At 72.8% G+C, this 14,690-nt stretch carries 14 protein-coding genes, 2 pseudogenes and 1 riboswitch; of the genes and pseudogenes, 4 read left to right on the top strand and 12 right to left on the bottom strand.

Annotation, left to right across the window (positions count from 1 at the left end; genetic code table 11):
• Positions 1 to 5: 5 nt before the first annotated feature.
• The 9 genes from ACZ404_RS04290 to ACZ404_RS04250 all read right to left on the bottom strand — a co-directional run bounded on the left by ACZ404_RS04290 (position 6) and on the right by ACZ404_RS04250 (position 7,387).
• Entirely contained in the window at positions 6 to 1,091 is a 1,086-nt protein-coding gene (locus tag ACZ404_RS04290) for a hemolysin family protein (RefSeq protein WP_468435729.1), read from the bottom strand.
• Positions 1,088 to 2,422, bottom strand: coding sequence for a hemolysin family protein (locus ACZ404_RS04285; RefSeq protein ID WP_468435728.1), 1,335 nt, complete (start codon positions 2,420 to 2,422; stop codon positions 1,088 to 1,090). Before ACZ404_RS04285 ends, ACZ404_RS04290 begins: the two co-directional genes overlap by 4 nt.
• 225 nt (positions 2,423 to 2,647) lie before the next feature.
• Positions 2,648 to 3,103: a PH domain-containing protein gene (locus ACZ404_RS04280; RefSeq protein ID WP_468435727.1), complete on the bottom strand. Its 456-nt coding sequence runs from the start codon at positions 3,101 to 3,103 to the stop codon at positions 2,648 to 2,650.
• 13 nt (positions 3,104 to 3,116) lie between these two features.
• The gene (hisG, locus tag ACZ404_RS04275; protein ID WP_468435726.1) at positions 3,117 to 3,974 is read right to left on the bottom strand and encodes an ATP phosphoribosyltransferase; all 858 of its coding nucleotides are present in this window, start codon (positions 3,972 to 3,974) and stop codon (positions 3,117 to 3,119) included.
• Between the two features lie 50 nt (positions 3,975 to 4,024).
• The gene (locus ACZ404_RS04270; protein ID WP_030221505.1) at positions 4,025 to 4,297 is read right to left on the bottom strand and encodes a phosphoribosyl-ATP diphosphatase; all 273 of its coding nucleotides are present in this window, start codon (positions 4,295 to 4,297) and stop codon (positions 4,025 to 4,027) included.
• Between the two features lie 34 nt (positions 4,298 to 4,331).
• The gene (gene ribH / locus ACZ404_RS04265) at positions 4,332 to 4,817 is read right to left on the bottom strand and encodes a 6,7-dimethyl-8-ribityllumazine synthase (protein ID WP_468435725.1); all 486 of its coding nucleotides are present in this window, start codon (positions 4,815 to 4,817) and stop codon (positions 4,332 to 4,334) included.
• 28 nt (positions 4,818 to 4,845) lie between these two features.
• Positions 4,846 to 6,147 carry a bifunctional 3,4-dihydroxy-2-butanone-4-phosphate synthase/GTP cyclohydrolase II gene (locus tag ACZ404_RS04260; RefSeq protein WP_468435724.1) on the bottom strand — a complete coding sequence of 434 codons (1,302 nt, stop codon included), beginning with the start codon at positions 6,145 to 6,147 and terminating at the stop codon, positions 4,846 to 4,848.
• Entirely contained in the window at positions 6,144 to 6,785 is a 642-nt protein-coding gene (locus ACZ404_RS04255) for a nicotinamide mononucleotide transporter family protein (protein ID WP_468435723.1), read from the bottom strand. The genes ACZ404_RS04260 and ACZ404_RS04255 overlap by 4 nt, the downstream gene beginning before the upstream one ends.
• Entirely contained in the window at positions 6,782 to 7,387 is a 606-nt protein-coding gene (locus tag ACZ404_RS04250; RefSeq protein WP_468435722.1) for a riboflavin synthase, read from the bottom strand. The genes ACZ404_RS04255 and ACZ404_RS04250 overlap by 4 nt, the downstream gene beginning before the upstream one ends.
• A gap of 153 nt (positions 7,388 to 7,540) precedes the next feature.
• Positions 7,541 to 7,671: riboswitch (FMN riboswitch) on the bottom strand.
• A 299-nt stretch (positions 7,672 to 7,970) separates the two neighbouring features.
• Between ACZ404_RS04250 and ACZ404_RS04245 the strand changes: the two genes are divergently transcribed.
• Positions 7,971 to 8,708, top strand: coding sequence for an SDR family oxidoreductase (locus ACZ404_RS04245; RefSeq protein WP_468435721.1), 738 nt, complete (start codon positions 7,971 to 7,973; stop codon positions 8,706 to 8,708).
• A gap of 22 nt (positions 8,709 to 8,730) precedes the next feature.
• Here ACZ404_RS04245 and ACZ404_RS04240 read toward each other — a convergent pair.
• Positions 8,731 to 8,955: pseudogene (locus ACZ404_RS04240) on the bottom strand (ROK family transcriptional regulator); the annotation flags it as partial.
• 651 nt (positions 8,956 to 9,606) lie between these two features.
• Positions 9,607 to 10,503, bottom strand: a pseudogene (locus tag ACZ404_RS04235) (ROK family transcriptional regulator); the annotation flags it as partial.
• 121 nt (positions 10,504 to 10,624) lie between these two features.
• Between ACZ404_RS04235 and ACZ404_RS04230 the strand changes: the two are divergent.
• Positions 10,625 to 11,839, top strand: coding sequence for an MFS transporter (locus ACZ404_RS04230; RefSeq protein ID WP_468435720.1), 1,215 nt, complete (start codon positions 10,625 to 10,627; stop codon positions 11,837 to 11,839).
• Here the strand turns inward: ACZ404_RS04230 and ACZ404_RS04225 are convergent.
• Positions 11,799 to 12,257, bottom strand: a complete 459-nt coding sequence (locus ACZ404_RS04225) for an acyl-CoA thioesterase (RefSeq protein ID WP_468435719.1) — start codon at positions 12,255 to 12,257, stop codon at positions 11,799 to 11,801. The two genes, ACZ404_RS04230 and ACZ404_RS04225, sit on opposite strands and share 41 nt — an antisense overlap.
• Positions 12,258 to 12,451: 194 nt before the next feature.
• Here ACZ404_RS04225 and ACZ404_RS04220 point away from each other — a divergent pair, with 194 nt between their 5' ends.
• Positions 12,452 to 13,843 carry a uracil-xanthine permease family protein gene (locus ACZ404_RS04220; RefSeq protein ID WP_468435718.1) on the top strand — a complete coding sequence of 464 codons (1,392 nt, stop codon included), beginning with the start codon at positions 12,452 to 12,454 and terminating at the stop codon, positions 13,841 to 13,843.
• A gap of 137 nt (positions 13,844 to 13,980) precedes the next feature.
• Positions 13,981 to 14,667 carry a DUF5995 family protein gene (locus ACZ404_RS04215; protein ID WP_468435717.1) on the top strand — a complete coding sequence of 229 codons (687 nt, stop codon included), beginning with the start codon at positions 13,981 to 13,983 and terminating at the stop codon, positions 14,665 to 14,667.
• The last annotated feature ends 23 nt before the right edge of the window (positions 14,668 to 14,690 follow it).

The following is a 14,690-nucleotide window of genomic DNA, read 5'->3' as shown; positions in this document are numbered from 1 at the left end:
GCCGCCTAGGTGGCCAGCGCCTCCTCCGGTTCGCCGCTCGTCCTGGGTTCGGTCAGCCTGACGTCGGCCGTGTCCCGGTGGGCCGGGTCGCGGACCTCGCCGACCAGGAGTTCGAGTACGTCCTCCATGGCCACCAGGCCCAGCACCTTGCCGCCGGCGTCCGCCACCTGCGCCAGGTGGGTGGCCGCGCGGCGCATCACGGTGAGGGCGTCGTCGAGGGGGAGTTCCGCGCGCAGCGTGGTCATGGGATGCCAGATGTGCTGGGGCACCGCCCGTTCGGAGTCCTCCAGGTCGAGGACGTCCTTCACATGCACGTAGCCCATGAAGGCACCCTTCCCGGCCGTGACCGGAAAGCGGGAGTAACCCGTGCGCGCCGTCAGCGCGACGATCTGCCCCGGCGTGACCGACGGTGTCACCGTCACGAGGGACTCGCGCCGCAGCAGCACGTCCGTCACCGGGCGGGAGCCCAGTTCCAGGGCGTCCTCCAGGCGCTCCTGCTCCTCGGGGTCGAGGAGGCCCGCCTGGCCGGAGTCCTCCAGCAGGCGGTTGAGCTGCTCGCTGGTGACGACGGCCTCGACCTCGTCCCTGGGCTCGACGCGGAAGAGCCGCAGGATGCCCCGGGCGCAGGCGCCGAGCGCCACGGTGATCGGCCTGCACAGGCGGGCGAAGGCGACCAGGCCCGGGCTGAGCCACAGCGCCGCCTTCTCGGGTGCGGCCATGGCCAGGTTCTTCGGCACCATCTCGCCGATGACCAGGTGGAAGAAGACGACCGCGGCGAGCGCGATGACGTAGCCGAGCGGGTGGACCATCCCGTCGGGCAGCCGGGCGGCCTGGAACACGGGCTCCAGCAGATGCGCCACCGTCGGCTCGGCCACGGCGCCGAGTGTCAGCGAGCACACCGTGATGCCGAACTGGGCGGCGGCCATCATCTGCGGCAGCCGCTCCAGCCCGTACAGCACCTGCCGGGCCCGCGCGGTGCCGAGCGGTTCGATCTGGCTGCGGCGGACGGAGACGAGCGCGAACTCGGCACCGACGAAGAAACCGTTGGCGAGGACGAGCAGTGCGGCGAAGAACAGTTGGAGGACGCTCATCGGGCGGCCTCCATGACGTTCACGGCCGGGACCGTGCGGACCAGGCGGACCCGTTCGGCGCGGTAGTGGCCGACCTGGCGGACGGACAGCCGCCAGCCGGGCAGCTCGGCGCGGTCACCGGGGGCCGGGATGCGGCCGAGCAGGTCGGCGACGAGTCCGGCGACCGTCTCGTACGGTCCCTCGGGCACGTCGAGGCCTATGCGCAGCAGGATGTCGACCCGGCAGCTGCCGTCGACGTCCCAGGCCGGCCTGCCGTCCTCCGGCGGTGCCGGGGCCAGCTCGGGCACGTCCTTGGCGTCGTGCTCGTCGCGGACCTCGCCGACGAGTTCCTCGACGATGTCCTCCAGGGTGACCACGCCGGCCGTGCCGCCGTACTCGTCCACGACGACGGCGATGGGCTGCTCGCTGCGCAGCCGGGCGAGCAGGGGCTGGACCGGCAGCGTCTCGGGGACGAGGAGCGCCTTGCGGGCGATACGGCCGACGGGGGTGCGCAGCCGGTCGTGCACGGGGACGGCCAGCGCGTCCTTGAGGTGGGCCATGCCGACGACCTCGTCGATCTTCTCCCGGTAGACGGGGAAGCGGGACAGGCCCGTGGCACGGGTCAGGTTGACCACGTCCTCGGCGGTCGCCGTGTCCTGCAGGGCGCTGACCTTCACGCGCGGGGTCATGACGTGCTGTGCGGTCAGGTCACCGAGGGACAGGGTGCGCACGAACAGGTCGGCGGTGTCCTGCTCCAGGGCGCCGGCCTGGGCGGAGTGCCGGGCCAGGGACACCAGTTCGCCCGGGGTACGGGCGGAGGCCAGCTCCTCGGCGGGTTCGACGCCGAGGGCGCGCACCAGGCGGTTGGCGACGGTGTTCAGCACGGCGATGACCGGGCGGAACAGGCGGGAGAAGTGGGACTGCGGGCCCGCGACGAAGCGCGCGACCTGCATCGGCCGGGACACCGCCCAGTTCTTCGGCACGAGCTCGCCGATCACCATCTGGACGGCGGAGGCCAGCAGCATGCCGACGACCACGGCGACACCGGAGACGGCGCCCCGGGGGATGCCGACCGCGGCGAACGGGCCGCGCAGCAGCTCGGCCAGCGCCGGTTCGGCGAGCATGCCGACCACGAGGGAGGTGATGGTGATGCCGAGCTGGGTGCCGGAGAGCTGGAAGGACAGCTCCTTCAGCGACTCCACGACCGTGCGGGCGCGCCGGTCGCCGTCGGCGGCGGCCTCCTCCGCCTCGGGGCGCTCGACCGTCACCAGGCCGAATTCGGCCGCGACGAAGAAGCCGTTTGCCAGGATCAGCACAAACGCCGCTGCGAGCAGCAGCAGGGGGATGCTCATGATGCCGCCGCCTCCACGTCCGCGCGGACACGGTCCGCGGTATGTCGGGAGGGGGCGGCGCAGGTACTACAGGACGATCCGTCCATCGCCGGAGAGGGTCACTCCTCGGGTAGCAGGAACCCCTGTGCGCCGGGCGGCACGCAGGGGCGGGGGCGCAGCGAAAAACGCCTCCGCCACCAGATTAATCAAGACAGGGCCCGCCGCGGCAGGGTGGACGCCCCGGAGTCAGCCCTGATCCTCGCGGCCGGGGGACGTCGTGTGGGCCTCGGCGAGGGCCCGCAGGGCGCGCGCGTCGGCGATGGCGCGCTGTTTGGCCAGGCCGGGCTGGATGCCGAGGGCGGGCAGGCTGGTGCCGTCGCTGAGGTCGAGGTACACCCACGGGTCACCCGGGCGGAGGTTCACCCGGAGGATCTCCGCCCAGGCCAGCCGCCGCTTGCCGGCGATGTTGACGACGGTGACGCCGGACTCGTCGGCGACGACCTTCACCCGGGCGAGCTGGGCCAGGACCCAGAAGATCAGCGCCCCGGTGACGACGAAGCTGAGCCGCTCCCCCGGGCCGAGCTGCTCCAGCAGCATCGCTATCCCGGAGATCACCAGGAAGATCACGACACCGGCGGTGAGCAGGATCACGCGGGTGTGGCCCGGCCGGAAGGTGACGGGCAGGGCGGGAAGGTCGGACATGGTCGTGCGGCCCTCAGAGACGGCAGGCGTGGATGGCCGTGGTCAGGATGGCGCGGGCGCCGATCTCGTACAGGTCGTCCATGATCCGCTGGGCCTCCTTGGCGGGGACCATGGCGCGCACGGCGACCCAGCCCTCGTTGTGCAGCGGGGACACGGTCGGCGACTCCAGACCCGGGGTCAGCGCGACGGCCTTCTCGAGCTGCTCGACGCGGCAGTCGTAGTCCATCATCACGTACGTCCGCGCGACCAGGACGCCCTGCAGGCGGCGCAGGAACTGCTGGACCTTCGACTCGGCGGCCTCGTCGGCGGCGGCGCCGGTGCGGCGGACGACCACCGCCTCGGACTTCATGATCGGCTCGCCGAAGACCTCCAGGCCCGCGTTGCGCAGGCTGGTGCCGGTCTCGACGACGTCGGCGATGACCTCGGCGACGCCCAGCTCGATCGCGGTCTCGACGGCGCCGTCCAGGTGGACGACGGAGGCGTCGATGCCGCGGTCGGCGAGGTGACCGGCGACGATGCCCTCGTAGGAGGTGGCGACGGTCCTGCCCTTGAGGTCCTCGACGCCGTCCGCGGTGCCCGGCTTGGCGGCGAAGCGGAAGGTGGAGCGGGCGAAGCCGAGCGGCAGGATCTCCTCGGCGTCGGCGCCGGAGTCGACCAGCAGGTCGCGGCCGGTGATGCCGATGTCGAGGCGGCCGGAGGAGACGTAGATCGCGATGTCGCGGGGGCGGAGGTAGAAGAACTCGACCTCGTTCACCGGGTCGACGATCCGCAACTCCTTGGACTCCCGGCGCTGCTGGTAGCCGGCCTCATGCAGCATCTCCGCCGCAGGGCCGGACAGGGAACCCTTGTTGGGGACGGCGATGCGCAGCATGAGGTCGGCTTCCTTTGCTCGTTCTCTACGGGACTGTGGGCGGGTACGGATCAGAGGTGGGCGTAGACGTCGTCCAGGGAGATCCCGCGGGCGACCATCATCACCTGGACGTGGTAGAGCAGCTGCGAGATCTCCTCGGCGGCCGCCTCCTTGCCCTCGTACTCGGCGGCCATCCAGACCTCGGCGGCCTCCTCGACGACCTTCTTGCCGATGGTATGGACGCCCTTGCCGACCAGCTCGGCGGTGCGGGAGGTGGCGGGGTCGCCGTGGGCGGCCTTGTGCTGGAGCTCGGTGAAGAGCTCCTCGAACGTCTTCTTGGACATGGTGATGCCCACCCTACGCGGTGCGGGCGACTCCTCAGTGCCAGGGTTCGGATACTGAGCGGAGCGTGGCCGCGGTCGCGACCGCCGCCGTCACCGCCTCGTGGCCCTTGTCCTCGCTGGACCCCTCGATGCCGGCCCGGTCCAGGGCCTGCTCCTCGGTGTCACAGGTGAGCACGCCGAAGCCGACCGGGACGCCGGTCTCCACGGACACCTGGGTGAGGCCCTGGGTGACGCCCTGACACACGTAGTCGAAGTGCGGGGTGCCGCCGCGGATGACGACGCCGAGGGCGACGACCGCGTCGTAGCCGCGGCTCGCCAGGGCCTTGGCCGCGACCGGGAGTTCGAAGCTGCCGGGGACCCGGATCAGCGTCGGCTCGTCGATCCCCAGCTCGTGCAGGGCGCGCAGCGCGCCGTTCACCAGACCGTCCATCACCTGCTCGTGCCACTGCGCCGCGATGACGGCGACCCTGAGGTCGCTCGCGCCTCGTACGGACAGCTCCGGTGCACCCTTGCCGCTCACGTCTCTCCTAAGTGCGTTCTTGCTTGTGCTACTGGTTGCCGCAGGTGGCCGCGGGGGCCGGCACGGCCGGTGTGTCGAGCCAGGGCAGGTCGTGCCCCATCCGGTCCCGCTTGGTGCGCAGGTAGCGGAGGTTGTGCTCACCGGCCTGGACCGGCATCGGCTCGCGGCCGGTGACCTCCAGGCCGTGGCGCAGCAGCGCCTCGGTCTTCTCGGGATTGTTGGTCATCAGGCGGACGCCGCGCACGCCGAGGTCCCGCAGGATCTGCGCGCCGGCGCCGTAGTCCCGGGCGTCGGCGGGCAGGCCGAGTTCGAGGTTGGCGTCGAGGGTGTCGTGGCCCTGCTCCTGCAGCTCGTACGCCCGCAGCTTGGACAACAGGCCGATGCCGCGCCCCTCGTGGCCGCGCAGGTAGACCACCACTCCCCTGCCCTCCTCCTGGATGCGCCGCAGGGACGTGTCGAGCTGGGGGCCGCAGTCGCAGCGCAGGGAGGCGAAGACGTCACCGGTGAGGCACTCGGAATGGACGCGGACCAGGACGTCCTCGCCGTCGCCGATCTCGCCGTGGACGAGGGCGACGTGCTCGACGCCGTCGACCGTGGACCGGTAGCCGTACGCCCGGAACGTGCCGTGCCGGGTGGGCAGGCGGGTCTCGGCCTCGCGGCGGACGGTGGGCTCGCTGCCGCGCCGGTAGGCGATCAGGTCCTCGATGGAGATGATCGTCAGGCCGTGCTTGCGGGCGAACGGGATCAGCTCGGGCAGCCGCAGCATCCGGCCGTCCTCGCCGGCGATCTCCACGATGGCGCCGGCCGGGCGGAGTCCGGCGAGCCGGGCGAGGTCGACGGCGGCCTCCGTGTGGCCGTTGCGGACCAGGACGCCGCCGGGCCGGGCGCGCAGCGGGAAGATGTGGCCGGGGCGGACGAAGTCGGTGGGCCCGGCCTCGCCGCTCGCGAGCAGCTGGAGGGTGGTGGCGCGGTCGGAGGCCGAGATGCCGGTGGTCACCCCGTGCGCGGCGGAGGCGTCCACGGAGACGGTGAACGCGGTCTTCATGGACTCGGTGTTGTCCTCGACCATCTGCGGCAGCCGCAGCCGGTCGAGTTCCTCCCCCTCCATGGGGGCGCAGATCAGGCCCCGGCATTCGCTCATCATGAAGGCGACGATCTCGGGGGTCGCCTTCTCGGCGGCGATGACGAGGTCGCCCTCGTTCTCCCGGTCCTCGTCGTCCACGACCACGACCGGGCGGCCGGCGGCGATGTCCGCGATGGCCCGCTCGACCGGGTCGAGGCCGAAGTTCTCGATGTCGTCCGTGCTGTAGAGGATCGGTGCCGAGGTCATGCCGGCGCTCCTTCCAGGACGGGCTGCGTGCTCCGGCGGGAGCGCAGCCACCAGTCGCGCATGCCCCACAGGACGAGTGCGCCGTAGATGACGTAGACGAAGCCGGAGAAGGCGTAGCCGTTGGCGAAGTTGAGGGGCACGCCGACGACGTCGACGAGCAGCCAGGCGAACCAGAACTCGACCATGCCCTTGGCCTGGGCGTACATCGCGACGATGGTGCCGACGAAGATGTAGGCGTCCGGCCAGGGGTCCCAGGACAGGCTCGGGTAGGCCTTGAAGAGCAGGGCGACGGCGACCGTGCCGGCGGCGGCCCCGGCCACCATGGCCGCACGCTCGCGCCAGGTGGCGAACCGGGGGACGATGTGGCCGTCCGCGGCGCGGTCCTTGTTGCGCTGCCACTGCCACCAGCCGTACAGCGCCACGGCCATGACGACGGCCTGCTTGCCGGCGCTGCCGGTCAGATGGCCGTAGAAGGCGGCGAAGAGGACGAGGCCGGAGAGGAACTGCACCGGCCAGGTCCACAGCGAGCGGCGCCAGCCGAGGGCCAGGGTGATGAGGCCGAGGATGTTGCCGGTCATGTCGGACCAGATGATGTGCTGGCCGAAGAGTGTGAACGCCTCGGAGTTGAGCCAGTTCACCGGTCGGCCCCCTGACCGGCCGCGAGCAGCCGCTCCACGTACTTGGCGATGACGTCGACCTCGAGGTTGACCGGGTCGCCGGGCTGCTTCACGCCGAGCGTGGTCAGGGCGAGGGTGGTCGGGATGAGGCTGACCGTGAAGTAGTCGGGGCCGGCCTCCACGACGGTGAGGCTGATGCCGTCGACCGTGATGGAGCCCTTCTCCACGACGTAGCGGGCGAGGCCGGCCGGGAGCGAGACCTTGACGATCTCCCAGTTCTCGGAGGGCTTGCGCTCCAGCACCTCGCCGGTGCCGTCGACGTGCCCCTGCACGATGTGCCCGCCGAGGCGCGCGCCCACGGCGGTGGGGCGCTCGAGATTGACGCGGGAGCCGACGGTCAGCGCGCCGAGGCTGGAGCGGTCCAGGGTCTCGGCCATGACGTCGGCGGTGAACTCGTCGCCCTCGTGGTCGACGACGGTGAGACAGACCCCGTTCACGGCGATGGAGTCGCCGTGCTGCGCGCCCTCGGTCACGACGGCGCCACGGAGCCGGAAGCGGGAGGCGTCGCCGAGGTTCTCGACGGCGGTGACCTCACCCAGCTCTTCGACGATTCCGGTGAACACTTCCCGGGTCCTCCTGCCTCATTCGGGCACGGACTCCGGGGCTGTCGATGACGACAGAGATACGGGTGAGCGCATGCGGGGCGACGCCGAAAAGGACCCGTCCGATGCGGACGAGCCCAGAGACGCCGGCGCGCATACGTGCATGCTCGCCCGCCGCGCACTGCCTCCCATCCGGACTTTAACCGTCGGTCCAGGAATTTCACCTGGTCAACCGGCCGCTGGAAGCGACCGGGTCGCGGACTGTAACCGCCGGTTCGGACTTTCACCGACCCCGGAGTGCGCTGCTTCTGGTACAGGGCCAGTGTGCCACGGCCGCCAGCCGTCCATGCGGGCGAATGCTGTGGGGTGGCTCACAGCTCGCGTCACTGGACTTTTCCGACGACCCGTTAGTCCGGACCATTGACCCGCTGGTCTAGTCCTTTTATGGTGCGGACGGACCCGGCGGCGGTGACGAAGGCCCTTGCCCGCCGCCGGGCCGCCAGGATCCCGCCCGGCCCTGTCACATTTCCGGTGGCTGCGCTGTCCCATGGGACACAGGGGCGCCCCGGCCCGGGGCGCACAGGTTTGGAGGGACGGAGAACGCATGACCACGATCCTGGTGACCGGCGGGACCGGCACGCTCGGGCGGCTCGTCACGGAGCGGCTGCAGGCGGACGGCCACGAGGTGCGGGTACTGAGCCGGCACAGCCGGCCGTACGCCGTCGATCTGCGCGAGGGCGGGGCCGGCCTGGACGCTGCCCTCGACGGGGTCGAGACGGTCGTGCACTGCGCGAGCGGCCGGCGCGGGGACGAGCAGGCGGCCGAGCATCTGATTGCGGCGGCACGGCGGGCCGGGGTGGGCCACCTGCTCTACATCTCGATCGTCGGCGTCGACCGGGTGCCGCTCGGCTACTACCGGACCAAGCTCGCGGTGGAACGGCTCGTGGAGGGATCGGGGCTCGGCTGGACCGTGCTGCGGGCCACGCAGTTCCACGATCTGCCGGTGACGCTGCTTCGGGGGCTGGCCCGGCTGCCCGTCCTGCTGCTGCCGGCCGGGGTGTCCGACCAGCCCGTGGAGGTGGCGGAAGTCGCCGACCGGATGGCCGAGTTGGCGGTCGCCCGGCCGGCCGGGCGGGTGCCGGACATGGGCGGCCCGGAGGTCCGCACCTTCGAGTCACTGGCCCGCGCGTACCTGCGGGCGACCGGCCGGCGCCGCCCGGTCCTGAACGTCCCGCTCTTCGGCACCACCTACCGCGCCTTCCGCGCGGGCGGCCATCTGACCCCGGAACAGGCGGTGGGCAAGGGCACCTTCGAGGAGTACCTGGAGCGGCGGTTCGGCTAGGGCCTGATCCGCCGGACAGCTCCTAGCGCTGCTCGGCGGGGGCGAAGAGGTCGTCCTGGGCCCGGTCCCGCGCGGTCAGCAGGGCTCCGCGCAGGACCGCGGCGCCGCCGAGGCTGCTGGCCCGCACCTCGGTGGCCAGCGGCGACATCCGCCGCAACCGCTCCTCCACCAGTCCCGCGAGCACCGGTCCCCCGGCCTGCCCGACCTCCCCACCGAGCACGACGCACCCGGGGTCCAGCACAGCGACGACGGAAGCGGCCCCTACGGCGATCCGATCGGCCAGAACCGCGAGAAACCGCCCGGCATCGGAGAGGGATCCGGCCGACCCACCGTCGGTCCGGAACCCGCCGCTCGTCCCGGCCGGCCCGCCGGGGGTACGAGGGCCGGGGCCGTCGCGCGTGGCGCGGTCGCCGCCGGGGCACAGATCGGCACCCGCCGGTCCGACGGGCCCGGTATCGGCACGCACGCGCGTGCCGGGGTCGGCCGCCGCACCGTTCGCACCCGCTCCGCCCACGGGAGCCACCGCCCTCGACGGCCCGGCTGCGCCACCCCCGGCCGCCCCGGGAGCCGCCGCCGCACCGGCCGCCTGGGCCGTCGGCAGCAGCCCGGCATCGCCACCCCCGCCGGTCGCGAGGTCACCCATCACGGCACCCGCGCGGGCCACCGAGGCCGGCCGCCCGCCATCACTGCGCCCGCCGACCCCGGTCTCGCGGGCTGCGCCCTCCGTGCGTGCGTCGGCCGCACCGCCTGCCGCCCTCGACGGCCCGGCTGCGCCACCCCCGGCCATCCCGGGAGCCGCCGCCGCACCGGCCGCCTGGGCCGTCGGCAGCAGCCCGGCATCGTCACGCCGGCCGGACCGGTCCTCGGCGACCGCGGAGCCCGACCCCTCGCCGGACCACGCCGCCACCGCCCCGCGGACCACCTCCGCAACCCCGGGTCCGTCCGGCACATCCGCCGCCGGCAGCCCGAACCTCCTCGCCAAGTCCCCGATCGCCGCAGCCGCAACCAAGGAGTGGAAGCCGCCGTCGCAGTCGCGGGACGTGGGCAGGGATGCGGTGCCGGGGACGGGGAGGAATCCGATTTCGCCGGTACCGCCGGAGGCGCCGCGGCGCAGGGTGCCGTCGAGGACGACCGCCGCGCCGACGCCGTGCCCCAGCCAGAGGAGGACGAAGGTGTCGCGGTCGCGGGCGGCACCCTCGCGCTGTTCGGCCAGGGCGGCCAGGTTGGTCTCGTTCTCGACGGTGACCCGTGCCTCCGGGAGCCGCTCCTGCAGGGTCGTGGCCAGCCGGCGGTGCCAGGCGGGCAGGCCGCCGGAGTCGCGCAGTTCGCCGCCGGCGGGATCGACGAGCCCCGGCGCTCCGATGCCCACGGTGTGCAGCCGGTCGGCGCCCGCCTCCTTCAGGGCCCGCTCCACCGCCCCCACCGCCCGCTCCACGGCGGCCCCGGTCCCGGTGTCCCCGCCGATCGGCACCGACGCCTCGGCCAGCACCCGCCCCACCAGGTCCGACACCAGCACGAAGACGCCCCCCGTGCGCACGTCGAGCGCCGCCAGGTGGGCGCGGTCGGCGACGATGCCGTACAGCCGCGCGTTCGGCCCCCGGCGCTGCTCGCCGGACTCCCCGACCACCGTGATCAGGCGGGACGCGGTGAGCCGTTCGACCAGATCGGCGACCGTCGGCCGGGACAGTCCGGTCAGCTGCTTCAACTGCCCGGCCGTCAGCGGGCCTTCCTGCTGCAGAAGCCGCAGGGCCAGCCGGTCGTTGATGGCCCGGGCGGTGCTCGGTGATGCGGGCATGACGGGCATCCTCCCAGACGCGGAGTGCCGGGATATCCACTATCTATCAGGCAGGCTCCCTGATAGTTTACGGCGGTACTGCGGGGGCGCAGCGGGGCAACTCCTCGGGAGGGACGGGACCATGAGTGACGCGGGCTTCTCGCACGAGGAGGTCAGGCGCGCCCGGTACGCCGTGGCGGCCGTCTTCGCCGTGCACGGCGCCGTGACCGGCTCCTTCGCGACCCGCGTGCCCTGGATCCAGGACCACGCCTCCCTCAGCGCCGGCCAACTGGGCTTCGCCCTCGCGTTCACCGCGTTCGGCGCCTCCTGCGCGATGCCGCTCGCGGGACGGATCAGCCACACCTTCGGCAGCCGCACGGCCCTGCGCGGGCTGATCGCGCTGTGGACGCTCTCGCTGATCCTGCCCTCCCTCGCGCCGAACCTGTACACGCTGTGCCTGGCGATGTTCGCCTACGGCGCGAGCGCGGGCATGGCCGACGTCGCGATGAACGCGCTGGGCGTCGAGGTCGAGCGGCGGCTCGGCAGGTCGATCATGTCGGGCCTGCACGGCATGTGGAGCGCGGGCGCGCTCATCGGCTCGGCCGCCGGCACGCTCGCCGCGCACCTCGGCTCGGACGCCCGCCTGCACTTCGCGCTCGCGGCGGCCGTCCTGACCGTGCTCGGCGTGCCGGCCTGCGGCTGGGTCCTCGACGTCCAGCCCGCCGAGCACGAGGAGCCACCGCCCCGGTTCGCGCTCCCGCCCCGCTCGGCCCTGCTGATCGGCGCGGTCGGCTTCTGTGCGGTGTTCGCGGAGGGGGCCAGTCTGGACTGGTCGGCGGTGTTCCTGCGGGACCGGCTCGACAGCTCGGCCGGCCTGGCGGCCGCGTCGACGACCGGGTTCATGCTGACGATGGCGCTGGCCCGGATCGCCGGCGACGCGGTGGTGAACCGCTTCGGCGCGGTCCGTACCGTCCGGGCCGGCGGCGTCCTCGCGGTGCTGGGCGGCCTCTTGATCGTCGCGGCGGGTCGTCCGGCGACGGCGATGGCCGGGTTCGCGCTGATGGGGCTCGGCATCGCCGTGGTCGTGCCGCTGTGCTTCGCGGCGGCCGGGCACGCCGGGCCCAACCCCAGCCAGGCCATCGCGGGCGTGGCGACGATCACGTACACCTCGGGCCTGGTCGCGCCCAGCCTGATCGGCGGGGTGGCGCAGGTGACCAGCCTGATGGTCTCCTTCTGCGTGGTGACCGCGCTGGCGTGCGGCCTCGCCCTGTTCGCGGGCGTGCTGCGCACCGCCGAGCGCGGTTCCCTGGGCGAGGTCAGCCGGCAGGACGCAGCAGTTCCCGACCCACGGCCCTGAACGCCTCGCTCCACGGGGCCGGTCGCAGCGTGGTCGCGTCCAGCCGGACCAGCACCCGGGTGCCCTGCGCGTACGTCCGCATCCCGTCGGCCGAGCAGAAGCGGAAGCCGTAGGTGAGGCCGGTGGTGCCGAGCCGTTCCAGCCAGAGGTGGACGGCGTAGGTGCCCGGGCGGGTCACCGGCGCCTCGTAGCTGATGCGCAGCTCGCGGACCGCGTTGCAGGCGTCGCCCGCGGCCTGCCAGTCGCCGTCGAAGCGCACGCCGTGCCCGCTCCACAGCTCGGTCCAGGCCCGCTCGACCATCAGCGGATAGCGGGCGTTGTGCAGCAGCCCGAGCGCGTCCAGGTCGTCGAAGTGGACGGTGACGGGGATCAGCCGGCCATGGGAGACGGGGGGCGCGGTCGGTGCTTCGGCGGTCACAGGGGGCTCCTGAACATCACGGTGGGGCCTGCGCCCCGGGCGAACCATTCTAAGCGACCGCTCAGACGCCCCCGGCGGGCGAGATCACTTGCATGAACACCGTTCACCGTCCGGACCGGGTGGGCGGAGAGCCGCCTGGTGCCCCCGACAATGGTGCGGACCCCCTTCACGTACACAGAAAGCGAAACCCCACCATGGACCTCGGCGTGCGCTGGAAGCTGCACGGTGACGGGCGCACACCCGCGCCCGGTGCGGTGGTACGCCCCGACGAACGGCTGTCCTGGCCGCGCACGGTGGGCCTGGGCGCCCAGCACGTGGTGGCGATGTTCGGGGCGTCGTTCGTCGCCCCCGTGCTCATGGGCCTCGACCCCAACCTGGCCATCATGATGTCGGGCGTGGCGACGGTGATCTTCCTGCTCGCCACCCGCGGCCGGGTGCCGAGCTATCTGGGCTGCTCCCTGTCGTTCGTGGGCGTGGCCGCCGTCATCCGCGCCCAGGGCGGTACGAGCGCGACGGTGACCGGCGCGGTCCTCGTCGTCGGTGCCGCGCTGTTCCTGGTGGGGCTCGCGGTGCAGCGGTTCGGCGCGCGGATCATCCATGCCGCGATGCCGCCGATCGTCACCGGCGCGGTCGTCATGCTGATCGGCTTCAACCTGGCCCCGGTGACCGCGTCGACGTACTGGCCGCAGGACCAGTGGACGGCGCTGCTGGTGATGCTCTTCACCGGGCTCGCGGTCGTCTGCCTGCGCGGCTTCTGGTCGCGCATCGCGATCTTCCTGGGGCTGATCTTCGGCTACGGCATCTCCTGGGCCTTCGACCGGATCTTCGGCAAGATCCACTCCGTGGGCGCGGACGGTCGGCTCACCGACCACTGGCGGCTGGACCTGTCCGGCGTCTCCAAGGCCGACTGGATCGGCCTGCCCTCCTTCCACGGGCCCTCGTTCCAGTGGTCGGCGGTGCTGGTGGCGCTGCCGGTCGTCATCGCGCTGGTCGCGGAGAACACGGGCCATGTCAAGGCGGTCGGCGAGATGACCGGCGACCCGCTGGACGACAAGCTCGGTACGGCGATCTCGGCGGACGGCGTGGCCTCGGTGCTGTCGACCGCGGTGGGCGGCCCGCCCAACACCACGTACTCCGAGAACATCGGCGTGATGGCCGCGACCCGCGTCTACTCCACCGCCGCCTACTGGGCCGCCGCCGGCTTCGCGCTGCTGTTCGGCCTCTGCCCCAAGTTCGGTGCGGTCGTGGCCGCGATCCCGGGCGGCGTGCTCGGCGGCATCACCGTCATCCTCTACGGCATGATCGGGTTGCTCGGCGCGCAGATCTGGCTGAACGCCAAGGTGGACCTGCGCAACCCGCTGAACCTGGTGCCTGCGGCCGCGGGCATCATCATCGGCGTCGGCAACGTCACCATGAAGTTCACCGACCACTTCTCGCTCAGCGGCATCGCGCTCGGCACCCTGGTCGTCATCACCGGCTACCACGCGCTGCGGGCGTTCGCCCCCGCACATCTGAAGAAGCAGGAACCGCTGCTGGACGAGGGCACGTCCGCCTACGACGACAAGTCCCGGCGGGCCGAGTCGTAGGCGGACGCGGCGGTGCCGTCGCGGCCGGCCTCGGACGCCGCGCCGAGGCTCGCGGGACCGCCGCCCGTTCCCCCGTTCCGGCGAAGCGGCGGGCTCGTTGCCGTGCCGGGCGGGACGGGACTGGGACCCTTCCCTCCATGGCGCAGTTGGAGCATGTCACCGCCCCCGTCGAGACCGTGCTGGCACGGATGCGGGCGCTCGACGCGGAGTTGCCCGAGCGGGACGGGATCGCCGTGTTCAACCGCGTCTATCTCGCCGTCACCGAGGAGGTCGGCCGGCGGCTGGCAGCCGGGGAGTTCACGGACGCGCGGGCCGCGAGCGCGCTGGACGTGCGGTTCGCCGAGCGGTACCTGGCGGCGGTCGACGCGGAGGCCGAGGGGCACCGGCCGCCCGCCTGCTGGCGGCCGCTGTTCCAGTTCCGCCGCCACCCCGGCGTACGCCCCCTGCAGTTCGCGCTGGCGGGTGTCAACGCGCACATCGGGCACGATCTGGCGCTCGCCGTGGTGGACGCCTGTCGGACGCTCGGCTGCGAACCTGCCGAGCTGGAGGACGAGTTCGAGCGCGTGGGCGACCTCCTCGTCGCGCTGGAGGAGCACGTCCGCGAGGAGCTGATGCCCGGCCCCGACCTGCTCCAGATCGCCGACCCGCTCACCCATCTGCTGGGCTCCTGGAGCCTGGAGCGGGCCCGGGAGGCGAGCTGGGCGGCGGCCAGGGCGCTGTGGGCGCTGCGCCACTGCGCGGACGTCGCCGAGGAGTTCGCCGAGCGCCTGGACGCGGCGGTCGGCTTCGCGGGTCGCATGCTGCTCACTCCGCTCCCCGACTGAGCGCGCCCGGCCGGCCCGCGCGG

The organism is Streptomyces sp. NPDC030798, assembly GCF_055572275.1.
This window is presented reverse-complemented; position numbering and strand designations above follow the sequence as displayed.